The following is a 14,905-nucleotide window of genomic DNA, read 5'->3' as shown; positions in this document are numbered from 1 at the left end:
ATACCCTTCGTACTCCTTCTAAATTACGACGAACTACATCTATGCCGGGGCGAGGCGTTCCTTCACTGTGCAAGGTGGCTGGCCTCCTCTCCCAATCCACGCATCAATCTATTTCCTGTTTTGAGCAGCATTCATCATATGTTTCCAGCGCAACAAACGTAATGTCATGATTAAGCAGCGGAAATCGGCATACGCGGCGTTGAGCCAGTCACACGAAAATGTCGTCGAGATGATCAATAAACTTTCAATTTCCTTTTTATTTAACGAAATTGAAACGGTGTTTTATCGTCATAAATGCGATCGTGTCATGTTTTCCATTTAACATCTGTCCCGACGTTTTCACGCAGCCTAGCCTGGAGAACAGTATGGATCTGGCAAGAATCCGCCGCGATGCATTCGCGATGCCCATGCACAACCCCGCGTATCCGCGGCCGCCGTTTCGCTTCGTCAATCGCGAATATTTCATCATCACGTACGAAACCGATCCCGATGCGCTGCGCGCCATCGTGCCGGAGCCGCTAAAGCCGGAAAATAATCTCGTTCACTACGAATTCATCCGCATGCCCGACTCGTCAGGTTTTGGCGATTACACCGAAAGCGGACAGGTGATTTCCGTACGCGATCCGCAAGGTCGCCTCGCGAATTACACGCATTCGATGTATCTCGACGACGAAGGCCCGATTGCCGGCGGCCGTGAAATCTGGGGCTTCCCGAAGAAGCTCGCGCGCCCCGTGCTGGCAGTCGATGGCAACGACACGCTGCTTGGCACGCTCGATTACGGCACGCAGCGCATCGCTACCGGCACGATGGGCTACAAGCATCACGTGCTCAACAGCGAAGACGAGCGCCGCAAGCTCGCCGACACGCCCAACTATCTTCTCAAGATCATTCCGCATGTGGACGGCACAGCGCGCATCTGCGAACTCGTGCGCTTCTATCTGCGCGACGTGACGGTGCGAGGCGCATGGAGCGGACCGGCCGCGATCGAGCTGCATCCGCACGCGCTCGCGCCCGTCGCCGATCTGCCGGTGCGTCGCGTGGTGGGTGCACGTCACGTCATCGCGGACCTCACGCTCGACATCGGCGAGGTCGCCTTCGACTATCTCGCCTCGACATCGAGCCAGGACGCCGCCCTGGGCGAACCCGAAGCCGAGCTCGCCTGATCTGTATATAAATCGCTTTTATTAAGGAATACGCATGTCTTTGAAAGATAAGGTTGCAGTCATCACGGGCGCCGCGAGCGGCATTGGCGAACATTGCGCGCGCACGTTCGCGAGCCAGGGTGCGGCGGTCGTGATCGCCGACCTCAATCTCGCGAACGCTGGAAAAGTAGCGGACAGCATCGTGGCCGGGGGCGGCAAGGCCCTTGCCGTGGCGATGGATGTCACCAACGAAGAAGCCGTGAATGCAGGCATCGAAGAAGCGGCGAAAGTCTTCGGTGGGATCGACGTGCTCGTATCGAATGCGGGCATCCAGTTTATCAGCCCTGTGGACGAGTTCCCGTTTGCCGACTGGAAGAAGATGCTCGCGATCCATCTCGACGGCGCCTTTCTCACCACCAAGGCCGCGCTCAAGCATATGTACGGCAGCGGCAAGGGCGGCTCGATCGTCTACATGGGATCGGTGCACTCGCACGAGGCGTCGAAGCTCAAGGCTGCTTATGTCACCGCGAAGCACGGTTTGCTCGGCCTTGCCCGCGTAGTGGCGAAGGAAGGCGGTCCGCGCGGCGTTCGCGCCAACGTCGTGTGCCCGGGTTTCGTCCGTACGCCGCTCGTCGACAAGCAGATTCCCGAGCAGGCCAAGGCACTCGGTATCTCGGAAGCCGAAGTCGTCAAGAACGTGATGCTCAAGGACACCGTGGACGGGGAGTTCACCTCGCTCGACGACGTGGCCAACACGGTCGCGTTCCTCGCGGGCTTCGAGTCGGCCGCGTTGACGGGCCAGTCTGTGCTCGTCACGCACGGCTGGTCGATGCACTAAGCAACCAACGAACGAAGGGAGAACGTATGCGCAGCAGCAATCTAGCCGTCCGCACGGAGCGCAAGCCGTTTGAGCTGCCGCGCTACGACGAAATCGCTCTTGTTTTGCAGGGCGGCGGCGCGCTCGGGTCCTATCAGGCCGGCGTGTTCGAAGGGCTCGCGCAGGCTGGCGTCGAACCGCATCGCATTGCGGGCGTGTCGATCGGCGCGCTCAACACGGCGATTATTGCGGGCAACGAGCCCGCGCGGCGCGTCGAAGCGCTGCGTGGCTTTTGGGAGTCGATCTGCCATCCGCTCGACTGGTTCGGGAACCTCGGCGCGCTCGCCATGCCGATGTTCAGCCATCAAGAATTGTCGCGCCGTTGGGCCAGCATGTGGGCCGCGGGTCGTGCGCTCACTGAAGGTCAGCCAGGCTTTTTCGCACCGCGCCGCCCGCTGCCTGTCGCGGGCTGGCATAAGGCAACGCCGACTGCGGTAAGTTACTACGACACCGCCGCATTGAAGTCGACGCTGCAACGTTTCGCCGATTTCGACCGTATCAACGATGGCCCAATCCGGGTGTCAGTGGGCGCCGTGAACGTGCGCAGCGGCAATCTCGTCTATTTCGACAACGCGAAAATGCGGCTCGAGCCCGAGCACTTCATGGCATCCGGCGCGCTGCCGCCGGGCTTTCCGGCCGTGGAAATCGAAGGCGAGTATTACTGGGACGGCGGCCTCGTGTCGAACACACCGCTCACGGAGGTGCTGCGTGACGCGGACCACAAGGACACGCTCGTATTCCAGGTCGATCTATGGAGCGCGAGCGGCAACGTACCCGCCGATTTCATGGACGTGGCCGAGCGAGCCAAGGACATTCAATATTCGAGCCGCACGCGCGCCATCACCAACATGCTTGCCGACCGGCAAAAGCACGCGCGCTTTATCAAGGAACTCCTCGAGCACGTACCTGCCGAAGCGCGCCGCAGTGATCCCCTTTTCCGGCTCGCCGAGAATGTGGCCGATGGTTCGTCGATCAATGTGGTTCATCTGATCTACAAGAACAAGCCTTACGAAGGACATTACAAGGACTACGAATTCAGTGCCGACACCATGAACGAGCACTGGTCGAGCGGAGTTGAAGACATTCGCGCGTCGTTTGCACGTCCGGACTGGTTCGCGATACCGAGCCGCGAGCAAGGCTTCGTCACGCACGACATCCATCGGCGCGCGGGTGAAGTGCCCGAGTCGGATCGCGCCGAGCTGAGCGCCGGCGCCTCGGGACAGGTGGATTTGACTCGCAAGGTCGCGTAGCGCGTAGACCCGGCCAGTGCGTTCTAGCGCTGGCCTTATCGGTATTTCGCTTACCGTTTCCGGCGGCTCGCGATCACGCTCGATATGTTAGTGGACATATCAACCGCACGCGATTGATAAAAGGCCGCTCTGCCCAAAAGGTAGAGTGGAGCCTCAATGTGCGCCGCCAGGTCGCAGGCTTCCAGCCCGTGCAATCCTATCCTTGCAATTGCCCCGAGAACCAATTGCACAGGAGCCGCAGCGTGGCAAACATCAAGCCCTTTCGCCCCGGATCGAAGGCGATACCGTCCTTCCACCTCGCACACGTTCGCTCCCTGATTTGGCATCCCGGCACGGGTGGCGACGCAATCGATCCGGCTCCGAATAACACGGCCCCCAGTTGCGAGGATCGCGTCGCCGGTCAAGTGACCGTTCTCCTGCCCGGTGGGAGAGTGAGCCGCGCCCTTGCCTACCAATCCCCGGCTTGCGAAAAGGTCCCTTCGCACCGCCTCGCCCACGGTGTTCTGGACGGGATCACCTACTGGTTTCGCTGTTCCGACGCGCCGGAAGTGCGTGACGATTCGACCTGTTTCCGGGCGCACTTTGCGCGCGAGGGAGCGTGGTTCTTCTTTTACACCCAGGACTGCGCTCTGCCGTTCGGGGCAGAGGTCAGCTTCTCCGAGTACGCCCATCGGGCGACATGGAGCGTTGCGAGTGCCGCTTAACGCGACGACGTCGGCGCGCGCTTGAGGGTTTTCCTTAACGTCGGGCCCGGCAACATCGCCAATGGTTGACCGGCGGCGGACGTGCTAGGCTCCCTTCAAACAACTCCGGAGACTGCGATGCCGTTCATCTGCGAAAACGTTGAATGTCGTGCCGTGCTGGCTCGCGGGCAGGTCAGAGCCAGTCACGAGGACGAGGGGTGGTGCTTCTACTGCCCGGACTGCAACACCCGAAACGAGTTGAAAGATGTCGGCATCCCTGGCGATCCTGCACAGTTAGTCCAGCCAGAAAGATCCGGCCCTCCGCACAGGATCGTTGCGACGGCTCGCCCCCTGGAGGACGGCAAGTACGCAGCGCAATTGCGCGTACAGAGAGCGCTCGCGATAAAAGGCACATACGCGGTCGAGGAGCGCTGGGAGCAGCTCGGTGTATTCCTCAACGCGCAAGAGGCCGTAGCGCATGCGAATTCTTTCGCAGCCGAGCTGCTGAAGGCCTGATCGTCGCTGGCCCGCTGCATCGATTTCCCGGACCGAAAGTCTCAACGCGAAGCCATCGTGCCGACCGGACGGGATTTCGGCACGACAACGTCGTCCTCCGCTTCGAGCGGCGCCTGCAAATCCCGTTCGTCCAGTTCCCAAACAACAAGTTTGGGCGGCGTCTGGGCATACGCCGCGCTCGCGAAATATGCGCGCGCCGAGCCGCCAAACTTGCCGCCGTCGCGCGCGAAATTCCCCACGCCCCTCCCTAGCGCCAACGCCAGTTGAGGCACGAAATCGGACGTCGTCGAATACGAGGTGCCGATGACCGCGATACTCGGCAGATCGGCATCGCCGAACAGATCGTCGGCCGACGCAGCCGCCTGGGCCACGTGAAGGTAATCCCGGCCAGTCACGATCTCCGCTCTCGGCTGCCAGGACACCGGCAACGCATCCAGGCCGGCCAGTCGCACGAGATCGCCGGGGCGCCGGGCGGGCGGCTTGTCGGCAACGCGGTAGCCGGGCTGGCTCGAAACGCTCGAACCCGGTGGCTCGCCCATCGCCTGAATGCGCTGCGCCACCGCGCGCGCCGCAGCGCCCGCGCCGTCCTGGGTCCAGTGCGTGTCAGTCCGGAAAAACGCGTTGCCCGGCACGCCGCGCAGCGCCGCGCCCAGGTCCACCACCGGCACGCCAACGGCTGCGAGACGCGATGTCCAGTCGTTCAGACGCGCGCTCAGCGATGCCGGCCGATACAGGCCGCACAGATGTTGCGGTTCGATGCGCGACTTGTCGGGCACCACGGCGACGAGCAACGCGATGCCATGACTCGCGAGTTCGCGCTGTACTGCGGCGACTGTACTGGCGCGCGCCGCGAGATGGTGGTCGCCGTCGGCGTACACGTTCAGTTCGTCGCGCAGAAACAGCCAGCCGGGACAGCCCCGCCGCACGCGCGGGCCCAGATCGCCCAGCGTCAGCCAGCCCAGCGCGCGCTGCATGCGCGCGGCGTCGGCAGCGATCGGCGTATCGGCCATGCGGCTGGCGAGTTCCTTCGATACCGTACCGTCCAGCATGCCCGCACGCGTGACGGCGTGAGGCAACAGCGACGCCGTCGTCGCGGCGAACCGGATATTGAAGAACAGGCCCGCAAACAGAAAGCCCATCAGGATGACCGCAACGACCTTGCCGGCGCGCGTAGCGGGAATTTGCGGTAGCGGCTTGGGATCTTCCATGGCGTTAGAACTGGAAGTAAAGGAAAGGCACCGCGCCGCGCGCGACGATCAACCCGAACGACAGCAGAAAGCCCGCGAGCGGCCACACGGCCTGCCACAACCGGCCCGGCGCCGTGTCTGCCAGGCGGCCCCAGCGCGATTCCCAGATCGGCAGCAGCACACAGACGATGCCCAGCGCGGCGGCCAGCCCATGCACGGGCCGCAGCAGCACGATCGTGGCGTCGCTCAAGCCGATTCCGTTCAAGCCGAACTGGCCACGGTACATGGCGAGCGCGGCATGAAAACCCACCGCGCGGAATAGCGTCCACGCGAGCATGACGAAAACGAGCGTCAGCACGTGCGACAACCCGAGCGGCACGGCGCGCATGCCGACGCGCCGCCAGAGGCGCGCAACCATCAGCGCCACACCGTGAGCGATACCCCACAGCAGGAAGTTCCAGCTATCTCCGCCGTGCCACAGGCCCGCGATGGCCATGGTCAGCAGCAGGTTTCGGGAGGTTTGCCACTCGCCATCGCGGTTGCCGCCTAGCGGGATGTACAGGTAATCGCGAATCCAGCTCGACAGCGACAAGTGCCAGCGACGCCAGAAGTCCTGAATGCTGCTGGCGAGGTACGGATGGTCGAAGTTCTCGGGGAAGCGAAAGCCCAGCATCTGCCCCAGCCCGATGGCCATGGCGCTATAGCCCGCGAAATCGAAGAAAAGCTGCAGCGTATAGAAGCCGCAACCGAGCCACGCGTCCGCCAGCGTGGGCGCATGCATGCCGAAGACCGCATCGACGATGGGCGACAGCGTGTCGGCCACGAGCACCTTCATGCTCATCCCCACCATGAGGCGCCGCGCTCCCGCCGCAAACGCGTCCCAGTCGACCGTGCGCGACACCAGCTCGCGCTTGACCCACGCATAGCGAATGATCGGCCCGGCGATCAGGTGTACGAACATTCCCTGATAGGCCCCATAGCGGATCACGCTGCGGTCGGCCGGGACCGTGCCGCGCTGCACGTCGATCAGGTACGAGATGGATTGCAGCACGATGAAGGACAGTCCAATGGGCAACACGACGTGTTGCCAGGGAAGCGGCCCCACATGGCCTGCCGCCAGCACATTGTCGAGGCTATCGACCACGATGTTGGCGTACTTGTACCAGCACAGAATCGCGACGTTCACGACGATGAAGACCGCGAGCCATCCGCCCCGCGCACGCGGGCTCGGCGCGCGGTCGATGACCACGCCCCCGAACCACCCGCAGAAGGTCAGCGCGATGAACAGCAGCAGAAAGACCGGGCTCCACCAGGCGTAGAAGAACCAGCTGCAAAAGAGCAGCACGCCGTTGCGCCAGCGCGCCGGCGACACGACGTAGATCGCGAGGAAGGCCGGCAGAAACAGCGTCAGGAATTCGAGGGACGCGAAAACCATGCGATCAGCGGCTCACCGCGTCGTTCGCGAAGAAGATGCGCGACTGTGCCCCGGCCGGCACGAGAAACACCGTGTAACGCTGTCCCGCCACGAGCGTGCCCAGATTCAGCGGCTGACCCACCGGCTGGCCGCCGCAGGCGAGTTGCACCGACAACGCGACCGGGTTGACTTGCCGGCGCTTGCTCTGCCGCGCGGCCACGCCGTCGAGCAGCACGATGTCGCGGCCCGGCACTTTCAGCGTGGGCGTCGCGCAGTGCGCATCGAGGTTGTAAAAGCCCACCGAGGCTTTGAGCGCGTTGAAGTCGTCCGGCTTTTCGCGGACCGTCACGACCTGCGAACGCGCGCCCTTTTCCGCGCCGTCGAGCGCAACGATGCTGACGAACTCGCCGGGCTTCACGGTCGCGCTGACATCCTGGTGCGCGCCGCCGGCCGTCAACGTACCGGCCACGGGTTTGCCCGCGGTGATCGGAAAGAAGTGGCTGGCCGGGCTCGCGGCATCGAGCGTCAGACGCGCTTTCGAACCTGCCGAGGTCACGTCCACAGGATGCGATCCGCCATCGACGAAACGCACGAACGACGAATCCTCCGCGGGACCGGTCGGGTACAGCGGGATATCGGCGGCCGTGGCCGGTTGAATAGCAAACTGCGCGGCCAGCACGAAGCCGGACAGCGCGAGGCTGCGAAGGACGATGCGCAACGGCTGGGAAAGGACGTTCTTCATTGTTTTTCTCGGACTTTCGATGTGACGAAACGGCGGCGGCGCCTTACTTTTGTTGTACGACCGGCAGCTTGACCAGCGCCTTCATGATGTCCGCGCCCCAGTTCTTGTAGCCGGTCGTCGTCAAATGCTGACCGTCGACCGTTGCCCATTCGCCCGGCTTCGAAAATGCGAGCGAGTCGATGTATTGGCACGGCGCGACATTGGTGGCAAGGAACGACGAGAGCTGCTTCACGCGCGCAAAGGTCTTCTGGTACTTACCGCCCTCCGTGCCCCAGGCCGGCCCGACCCAGACGCACGCAGTCTTGCTCGCGGCCAGATCGTGCGTGAGCGCCGTGACCTGCTGCCACACCCAGCTCTTGGGAAATTCGTCCTTGCCGTATCCGCCGATGGTGTCGCCTTCGACGATGATGACGAGGTTGGCCTTGTTCGCGGCGATCAGTTGATCGATCGGCTGCGTCTTCGCGCTGTGATCGACGACGAGCGGCGACTTGCCGTTACGCGTGGCTCCGCCGCAGGTGCCCGGCACCGACTTCACCCAGTCGCCTGGCGCACTGCCGCACACCCCGTAGGTATGCACCTGTGCACCAGCGGCGATCAGCTGGTCCTGAAACGTGTCGATGAGATAACCCGGCTCGCTCAGATGGCTATCGCCAATCATGAGAATGCTGAGACCTGCAAGTACGGAAGCAAGCATGAACGTAAAACTCCTGAAAAACGATCGATCTCCGATCGATCGGGCTACTGATCGTTGTAATGCGACTGGTAAGGCATGACCGGCATATCCAGCGACTTCGTCTGCGGTGCGAAACTAAAGCGCAGATACAGCCCAGCCACCCACTGGCGGTAGCTGGACGCGTTGTTGGCGCCTACCGATGCGCCGCCCGTGAGGTGATTGCTGAAGCGGTATTCGGCCGCGGCCAGCAGGTTGTAGCCGATGCCGGTCTTCGACTGCGCGGGATGGACCGCGCCGTCGCTCAAGCCAAGCGACGTCGCTGCCGTGGCGGCGGCCGCCTGCAGCGTGCTGTCGGTCGGGAAGTACGGCGCGCCGGCCTCGTGGTAGTACTGCAAACCTGCCGACCCTTGCAGCTTGTAGGTCCAGCGATCCGAGCGCTGCGACCACGTGATGGGCACGGTGAACGCATAAAAGCGCTGCGGACTGAAATAGCCGCCGTTGCCGTAGGTGAAGTTGTTTTGGTCGTGGCGGTAGAACTCGCCGCTCACATTCATGCCGATGGTCAGCATGTTGCTGGCGCTGCGAAGCAGGTACCAGTACGTGCCCGCGCCGACCTCGGCGCCCTCGTTGGACTGGACGCTATAGCCGTCCAGGTACTTCACGGAACCGTAGCCGTAGAAGCCGTATTCCTGGTTGTCGAGGCCGATCGCGCCATGCAGCCCCGTGGCGGTCACGCCGCCCCAGCGCAGCCCCGAGCGCGCGTCGGTCGAGCCGGCGAACGACGTGATGCTGTCGATCACGGCACGGCGCGACACGCCCGCGTTGAACCAGCTGCCCGCTTTCGCATCGATGGCGCTCTTGAACGACACGCCGCCGACGACATTGGTGTACTGGAAACCCAGAGGCGTCGTGCCGATGTCGAACGCCCACTTGCGCGTCTCGTAGCCCACGCCCAGACCGACGCCATGGGCGCTCTGCGCGCCGGGCGCAGCGACCGTGCCGTCTTTCTGCGCCTGCGCCGCGACCGGGCCGCCGCCGAACTGGCTGCTGCTGTAGACGTCGGTGCCAAGCGTGCCGCCCTCGAGCTCCACCGGCGTCACGCGCAGCGACAGCTTGCCGTTGCCGACCGGCAGCAAGGCTTCCAGCGGCTGCTGCACATTCGTCAATTGCGAGGTCCCGCCGGCGCTGTTGTTCGACGAGACGAACAGGCCACCGCGAATTTCCGCTGAGCGCTCCGAGCGGATATCGTCGAGTTCGTTGCGCATGTCGTCGAGCGAGATGGCGCCCTCCTGAGGCGCGCTCGTGGCCGCCGCGTCCTGCGGCGTCTGCTCGCCGATCGGCGTGCCGGCCACGGAAGGCAGCGCGGACGCACGCGCCGCCTTCGACGTCGTTGCAGACGCGAGACCAGAAGCCGTTCCCGCGTCGTTCGCGAGCACGCCATCAGTGGCAGCGCCTGCTGTGCCCTGCGCGGCAAACGCATTGGCAGCCGGCTGGCGCTTCTCGCGAGCCGCACGGCGGCGGCGATCGTCGTCGTGCACGAAGGGATTGCCCGCCACGTGGACGCCTTGCGCCTGCACGCCGAGCCGCTTTTCCTTGGCGGCGATGGCCGTCACCAGCAGCGACTGCGCCTCGCGGGTCTTGCCCTGCATGACGTAGATGCGCGCGGCGCCCGCCAGCACGTCCGGATCGTTCGGCGCCTTCGCAACGGCCAGTTTCAAGGCGGCGTCCGCCACGCCGCCCTCGCCGGCCTGCACCGCCGTCATCGCCACGCCCAGCTCCAGACCGGGGTTGTCGGGGTCGTTCGCGAGCGCCTTCCGATAGAGCGACAGTGCCTTGCTGTACTGGCCGTCGGCCGCATACATGCGCGCCAGCGCGGCGTTGGCCAGGCTGTCGTTGGGCCGCTTCGCGAGAACCGGCGCGAGCGTGTCGTAGGCCTGCGCAAGATCGCCTTGCTGGCGTTGCTGCTCGGCGAGGCGTACGGCGTAGAGGTAATTCAGATCATCCAGTTGCCGCCGCTGGTCTGCGGTCAGCGTCTCGCCCTGCAACCCGCGGATCACGTCCTGTGCCTGAACGTTCTGGCCGGTCTTGAGCAGCAGGCCCGCATAGGCCAGTTGCACATCGGGACCACTGCCCTTCAGGCCGCCCGGCATCAGCCCATGCATCAAGGCCATGGCGCGCGGCAGATTCCCAGCGTCGACATAGGCCTGGGCGAGCGCGCTCACCCGCGCCGGGTCCTTGCCCGCCGACGCTTCGAGCCGCGCCAGCATATTGCGCGCGTCGTCCAGATTGCCGTCGCGCGCCAGTTGCGAGGCTTGCGCCGCCACCGCCTGGAAGTCGATCTGCTGCGCGGTCGCAACCATGTTCGGCGTACGCGCGGCAGCGGGAATGCGCGCCATCGTGTCCTGCGCGCGCGTCCAGTCGCCCATCTGCATGGCCAGCAGCGCGCTCGCGTAGAGGGCGTCGGGATTGTCGGGGTTCGAGGCGAGCAGGCCGTCGACGAGTTCCCTCGCCTCGTCGGCATGGCCCTGCCGCAGCTCGTAGCGCGCCAGTTCCAGACGGATCCACGGATTGTCGGGATCGCGGCGCTGCGCGTCTTCGAGAATATGTCGCGCGGCGTCCAGATCGCCGCGCTGCTCGGCGGCGTCGGCGCGGCCCGAGGCGACGGCGGCACGCAGCCGATCGAGGCCGCCGATGCCCGCCTGCTGCTCGGGCGACATGCCATCGACCCACTTCTGGGCCTCGTCGGCGCGCCCCGTTGCGGCCAGGATATCGACGAGCCCGCTCACCGCCTCGCGGTTGTTCGGGTGTGCCGCCAGCACCTCGCGGTAGACCTTTTCGGCGCGGGTCAGATCGCCCTGCGCCGCATACAGCCGGGCCGATGCATTGAGGCCGCCCGGCTCCGCGGGGTCCATGCGCAGCGCCTGGTCGAGCTTGCTGCGCGCGGTTGCGTAGTCGCTCACGCTTTGCGCGCCTTCGGCCTGATTCACCAGCAGCCAGTAGCGCGCCGAAGCGAGCGCCTTGTTCCAGTTGGCTCCGGCGCCCGGACGCGCGACTGCACGCGCGAGCAGCGTCTGCGCCTGCGCCAGATCCCCCTGTTGCATGCGCACCAGACCCAGGCCGCCGAGCGCGTCGGTGTCGTTGGGTTTGTCGCGCAGCACATCGGTGAAGGATTGTTCGGCGGTCGTGATGTCGCCCGCCTTGAACGCCGCGAAGCCGCGCGTCAGGCGCGGGTCCATGACGGGCACGGCGGCGGCGCCTGCCGCGCGCGGCGACAGCATCTGATGGCGAATTTCATCGTCATCGGGATGCAGCTTCAGATAGTCCTCGAACCACGACTTGTTCTTCGGCGTAGGCGTGACCCAGGTCAACACGGAGCGCCAGGCTTCCGTGGCCGCGCCGCCGATGTCCGGGCGCGCGGCCAGTTTTTCCAGCAAGGCGACGCCAGCCGCACGATCGCGTTCGTCGCGCACCTGATGCTGGGCCAGCGCCAACAGGGTGTACGGATCGTTGGGCGTCTCGGCGTTCAGGCGCGTCAAGCCCTGAATGGCGGGATCCACGCCGCCATCCGTATAGCCGAGGTAGGTGTAGTACTCGCGCGCCACACTGCCCTGCGGGGCCCGTCCGCCCAATGCCTTGTCGTATTGCGCGATCGCGGCCGTCAGCGCTTTCGGGTCGTTCTGGTTGACGGCGTCCTGCGCCATCTGGCGCGCCCGGGCGACCGTGGCCTTGCCGGGTTCCATGGCAAGGCGCAAGTCCTGCTCGAGCAGCGGCACGAAGCGGCTGTCGGGCGCAGCGGCGCGCAGCTTCGCCAGATAGTCGCTGGCGACCGAAAACTGCTTCTTGCCCACGGCGATCGACCCCATGCCATAGAGGCCTTCGGGCTGCTTCGGGTCGGTCAGCAGCAGTTTCGACCAGGACTGCGCGGCCAGATCGGGCTTGTCATGCGCCTGCCAATAGCGGCCCTGCTCGAGCAGCATTCTGGAGCTGGCGTCCTGCGCCCACGCGGGGTGGCTGACCGAGGTGAGCAACAAACCCAGAACACAGGCCTGGCTGCGGCTGACTAACATGAAGGTTTCCTGATTATTGTTGCGCGTGCTGCCTGGCGCGCAGCCGTGCCTCGGCTTCGGCATCGCGCCGCGCCTGACGGCGCCGCAAGACCACGAACCCACCCGCCGCCAGCAGCACGAGTGCGACGACACCGAGCGCCTTCAGCAGCGAGGCCAGCGACACACCGAACGAAGCCAGCCACCAGTCGAGGCCGCGCCAGAGACCCAGATGCCCGACGTAGTACGTGTGCTCGCCCACGAGCGCATCGACTTCGTTGCCGCGGATCGACACGAGGCTGCCCTGGATGGGCTGCTTGTCGTAGTTCGGCACGCCCAGGAGCGCCGAGACCGCATCCTTCAGCCCGTCCGGTTGATTGCTGACCAGCATGACCACGCTGCGGCCCTTCTCCTTCGGCGACTCGAACCCCGCCAGCACGGCGCTTACGCCCGGCCCCGTCCAGGCGAGCGACAGGCGCCCGGGTGCCGCGTCCAGACGCGGATTGGAGTGGAACCACCCACGCACGCGGCCCGGCAGATCCGAGAGCGAGAACTGCGCGCCGTGGTCGTACGCCGCGGGCATGTACGGCGCCCAGTCCTTGAGCCAGGCTTGATCGGCGCCCGAGGCGATCACGAGCAGATCCTTCGCCGTTGGCATGGCGTCGATGCGCTGGCCACGCAGCACGGTGACGCCGCGCGCCGGATAGCCGGTCGAGTCGCCCATGCGGCCCATCACGGCCAGATACGTGCTGTACTCCTGCGGCCCCGCATTGGCGCCGAGAACGACGTCCGTGTCGGACAGATCGGCCATGCGCGTGAACGGGAAACCCGCCTGGGCGAACGCGGCCAGATTCGGCATCGCGATGTAGTGCGGATACGTCGACAGATCGATCGTCGATTCGGGATCGATCGCGCCGCGCACGTTGTCGATGATGATGTCCCGGCACTCGCCCTGCTTGATGTAGTCGTACATGTAGCGGAACTGGAGCTGCGTGTTCGGCTGCAGGAGCGTCTCCAGCGGCACTTCCAGTTTCGCCCGACGCGGCAGGCTGCTGTCGGGCAGCACTTCGGCGCGCAGCTTGTCGCCGCCTTCGAGGCGCTCGAGCGGCAGCAGCGGAATCGACTTCATGAACTGATCACTGACGCTGAACAGCAGCGACGAATTGACCATGTAAGGCTGCGGCGTGTAGCGGTAATGCAGGTCGATCGGCACGTTGGGCGCGTGCCAGCCGAACAGGTCGGGCGGCACGCGCGTATTGATGCGGATAAGGTCTGGGCTGTAGCCCGACACGCTCAACTGCTTGGTGTCGATCAGTTCACCGAACGACACGGGGCGGTCGGTGCGCAGCCAGCGCGGTGCGTCGTAGGGCTTGCGCGGCGCGAGATCGGCGAAATGCGTGATGAGCGCGCTCGAGCCCGACAGCGTCTGGCTGCCCGTGACCAGCGCGTCGGCCGCCTGCTTGAGTTCCTTGCCGTCGCGGCCCATGACGAGCAGCAGCTTGCCGTTGGGATCGTTCGGGTTGCTGACGATGGCGAGCGTAGGACCTTGCAGCGGGGCCCCAGCGAGCGCCGCCTGCTCCGTACCTTCGACGATGACAACCGCGTCGCCCTGCGCGGGCACGGCGGAGAGCGACACCGGGAAGTCCGCGCCGCGATAGCTGGCCAGCGCGCCGAACCACGACGACACGGCGCCTGCGGCCTCCAGCGCGGCCGTATCGGGATTGCGCGCGAACACGACCGGCAGGTTCAGCCGGCGGATGTCCTGGCCGTCGAAGAACGGCTTGGGCAAGCGCGCCAGATCGTTGGCCTGCGGCAGCGGCTGCGTGTCGATGCTCAGCGTGCTTTCGTTGCTGATGTTGGCCCACAGGCTCGAATGCAGCGGGTCCTCGCACTGCGTGGTGTAGTGGCCGATCAGTTGCAGACGCAACTTGCTGTTCGAGGTGAACAGATACGCCGGCAGCGCGATCGTGCGCTGCAGGCTCGAGCCGGCCGTGTCCTTCGGCACCGCGATCGAGGCCGCCACCTGATCGTTGACCAGCACGTTGATGTGCGAGAGATCGGGCAGCAGCGCCGGCGAATAGGCGTAGCGCAGATTCAGGCGCGCACCGCTCACCACCTGATCGTCGCGCACGCCGACCGGCACCGTGTTGCTGCCGTCGACACCGCGCAGGTTGAGCGCGTATTGCGCACCCAATTGCCGCAACGACCAGGTCACGGTCGTTGACGACGCCGCCGTAGCCGCAGCGGGCTGCGCCTGCGCGTTGTTTGCGCCATTGCCGCTTGCCGCGGCCTGGGCGTGCGCCGTCAAGACGAAGGTGCAGCCGAGCAGCAGTGCAGGCAACGCCCGCAATACCGGCCGTACGGTCATGCAACGCGCG

General features: G+C 65.1%; 11 protein-coding genes. 5 read left to right on the top strand and 6 right to left on the bottom strand.

From position 1 onward, the window contains the following. Window positions 1-365 precede the first annotated feature (365 nt). The 5 genes from M3I54_RS23220 to M3I54_RS23200 all read left to right on the top strand — a co-directional run bounded on the left by M3I54_RS23220 (window position 366) and on the right by M3I54_RS23200 (window position 4,468). Window positions 366-1,163, top strand: coding sequence for an acetoacetate decarboxylase (locus M3I54_RS23220; protein ID WP_254340221.1), 798 nt, complete (start codon window positions 366-368; stop codon window positions 1,161-1,163). 34 nt (window positions 1,164-1,197) lie between these two features. Next, window positions 1,198-1,980 carry a 3-hydroxybutyrate dehydrogenase gene (locus M3I54_RS23215; protein WP_254340220.1) on the top strand — a complete coding sequence of 261 codons (783 nt, stop codon included), beginning with the start codon at window positions 1,198-1,200 and terminating at the stop codon, window positions 1,978-1,980. Between the two features lie 26 nt (window positions 1,981-2,006). After that, complete coding sequence (locus M3I54_RS23210; RefSeq protein ID WP_254340219.1) at window positions 2,007-3,269, top strand: patatin-like phospholipase family protein; 1,263 nt, start codon at window positions 2,007-2,009, stop codon at window positions 3,267-3,269. A 242-nt stretch (window positions 3,270-3,511) separates the two neighbouring features. Continuing rightward, window positions 3,512-3,973 (top strand): hypothetical protein, encoded by a 462-nt coding sequence (locus M3I54_RS23205; RefSeq protein WP_254340218.1) that lies wholly within the window; start codon window positions 3,512-3,514, stop codon window positions 3,971-3,973. A 117-nt stretch (window positions 3,974-4,090) separates the two neighbouring features. Then, window positions 4,091-4,468 carry a hypothetical protein gene (locus tag M3I54_RS23200; protein WP_254340217.1) on the top strand — a complete coding sequence of 126 codons (378 nt, stop codon included), beginning with the start codon at window positions 4,091-4,093 and terminating at the stop codon, window positions 4,466-4,468. 41 nt (window positions 4,469-4,509) lie between these two features. Here the strand turns inward: M3I54_RS23200 and M3I54_RS23195 are convergent, their stop codons facing one another. Genes M3I54_RS23195 through bcsB form a run of 6 tightly spaced genes read right to left on the bottom strand, consistent with a single transcriptional unit; the run spans window position 4,510 to window position 14,895 of the window. After that, complete coding sequence (locus M3I54_RS23195; protein ID WP_254340216.1) at window positions 4,510-5,676, bottom strand: cell division protein FtsQ; 1,167 nt, start codon at window positions 5,674-5,676, stop codon at window positions 4,510-4,512. 4 nt (window positions 5,677-5,680) lie between these two features. Continuing rightward, the gene (locus M3I54_RS23190) at window positions 5,681-7,090 is read right to left on the bottom strand and encodes an MBOAT family protein (RefSeq protein WP_254340213.1); all 1,410 of its coding nucleotides are present in this window, start codon (window positions 7,088-7,090) and stop codon (window positions 5,681-5,683) included. 4 nt (window positions 7,091-7,094) lie between these two features. Continuing rightward, window positions 7,095-7,811, bottom strand: coding sequence for an alginate O-acetyltransferase AlgF (locus M3I54_RS23185; protein ID WP_254340211.1), 717 nt, complete (start codon window positions 7,809-7,811; stop codon window positions 7,095-7,097). Window positions 7,812-7,854: 43 nt separating this feature from the next. Next, window positions 7,855-8,505: an SGNH/GDSL hydrolase family protein gene (locus M3I54_RS23180; RefSeq protein ID WP_254340209.1), complete on the bottom strand. Its 651-nt coding sequence runs from the start codon at window positions 8,503-8,505 to the stop codon at window positions 7,855-7,857. Window positions 8,506-8,549: 44 nt separating this feature from the next. Next, window positions 8,550-12,551, bottom strand: coding sequence for a cellulose biosynthesis protein BcsC (locus M3I54_RS23175; RefSeq protein WP_254340207.1), 4,002 nt, complete (start codon window positions 12,549-12,551; stop codon window positions 8,550-8,552). Window positions 12,552-12,564: 13 nt separating this feature from the next. Continuing rightward, a complete protein-coding gene (gene bcsB, locus M3I54_RS23170; RefSeq protein ID WP_254340205.1) occupies window positions 12,565-14,895 on the bottom strand; it encodes a cellulose biosynthesis cyclic di-GMP-binding regulatory protein BcsB in 2,331 nt (776 codons plus the stop codon). Window positions 14,896-14,905 lie beyond the last annotated feature (10 nt).

It is taken from the genome of Paraburkholderia sp. CNPSo 3274, assembly GCF_024206475.1.
Lineage (GTDB): Bacteria > Pseudomonadota > Gammaproteobacteria > Burkholderiales > Burkholderiaceae > Paraburkholderia.
The sequence above is the reverse complement of the archived record's forward strand: the minus strand, read 5'-3'. Positions and strand labels throughout refer to the sequence as shown.

Excerpts from the sequence above, each read along its gene's own strand:
- M3I54_RS23200 (WP_254340217.1), top strand. The coding sequence starts at position 4,091 with ATGCCGTTCATCTGCGAAAACGTTGAATGTCGTGCCGTGCTGGCTCGC.
- M3I54_RS23195 (WP_254340216.1), bottom strand. The coding sequence starts at position 5,676 with ATGGAAGATCCCAAGCCGCTACCGCAAATTCCCGCTACGCGCGCCGGC.
- M3I54_RS23210 (WP_254340219.1), top strand. The coding sequence starts at position 2,007 with ATGCGCAGCAGCAATCTAGCCGTCCGCACGGAGCGCAAGCCGTTTGAG.
- M3I54_RS23180 (WP_254340209.1), bottom strand. The coding sequence starts at position 8,505 with ATGCTTGCTTCCGTACTTGCAGGTCTCAGCATTCTCATGATTGGCGAT.
- M3I54_RS23220 (WP_254340221.1), top strand. The coding sequence starts at position 366 with ATGGATCTGGCAAGAATCCGCCGCGATGCATTCGCGATGCCCATGCAC.
- M3I54_RS23215 (WP_254340220.1), top strand. The coding sequence starts at position 1,198 with ATGTCTTTGAAAGATAAGGTTGCAGTCATCACGGGCGCCGCGAGCGGC.
- bcsB (WP_254340205.1), bottom strand. The coding sequence starts at position 14,895 with ATGACCGTACGGCCGGTATTGCGGGCGTTGCCTGCACTGCTGCTCGGC.
- M3I54_RS23190 (WP_254340213.1), bottom strand. The coding sequence starts at position 7,090 with ATGGTTTTCGCGTCCCTCGAATTCCTGACGCTGTTTCTGCCGGCCTTC.
- M3I54_RS23185 (WP_254340211.1), bottom strand. The coding sequence starts at position 7,811 with ATGAAGAACGTCCTTTCCCAGCCGTTGCGCATCGTCCTTCGCAGCCTC.
- M3I54_RS23175 (WP_254340207.1), bottom strand. The coding sequence starts at position 12,551 with ATGTTAGTCAGCCGCAGCCAGGCCTGTGTTCTGGGTTTGTTGCTCACC.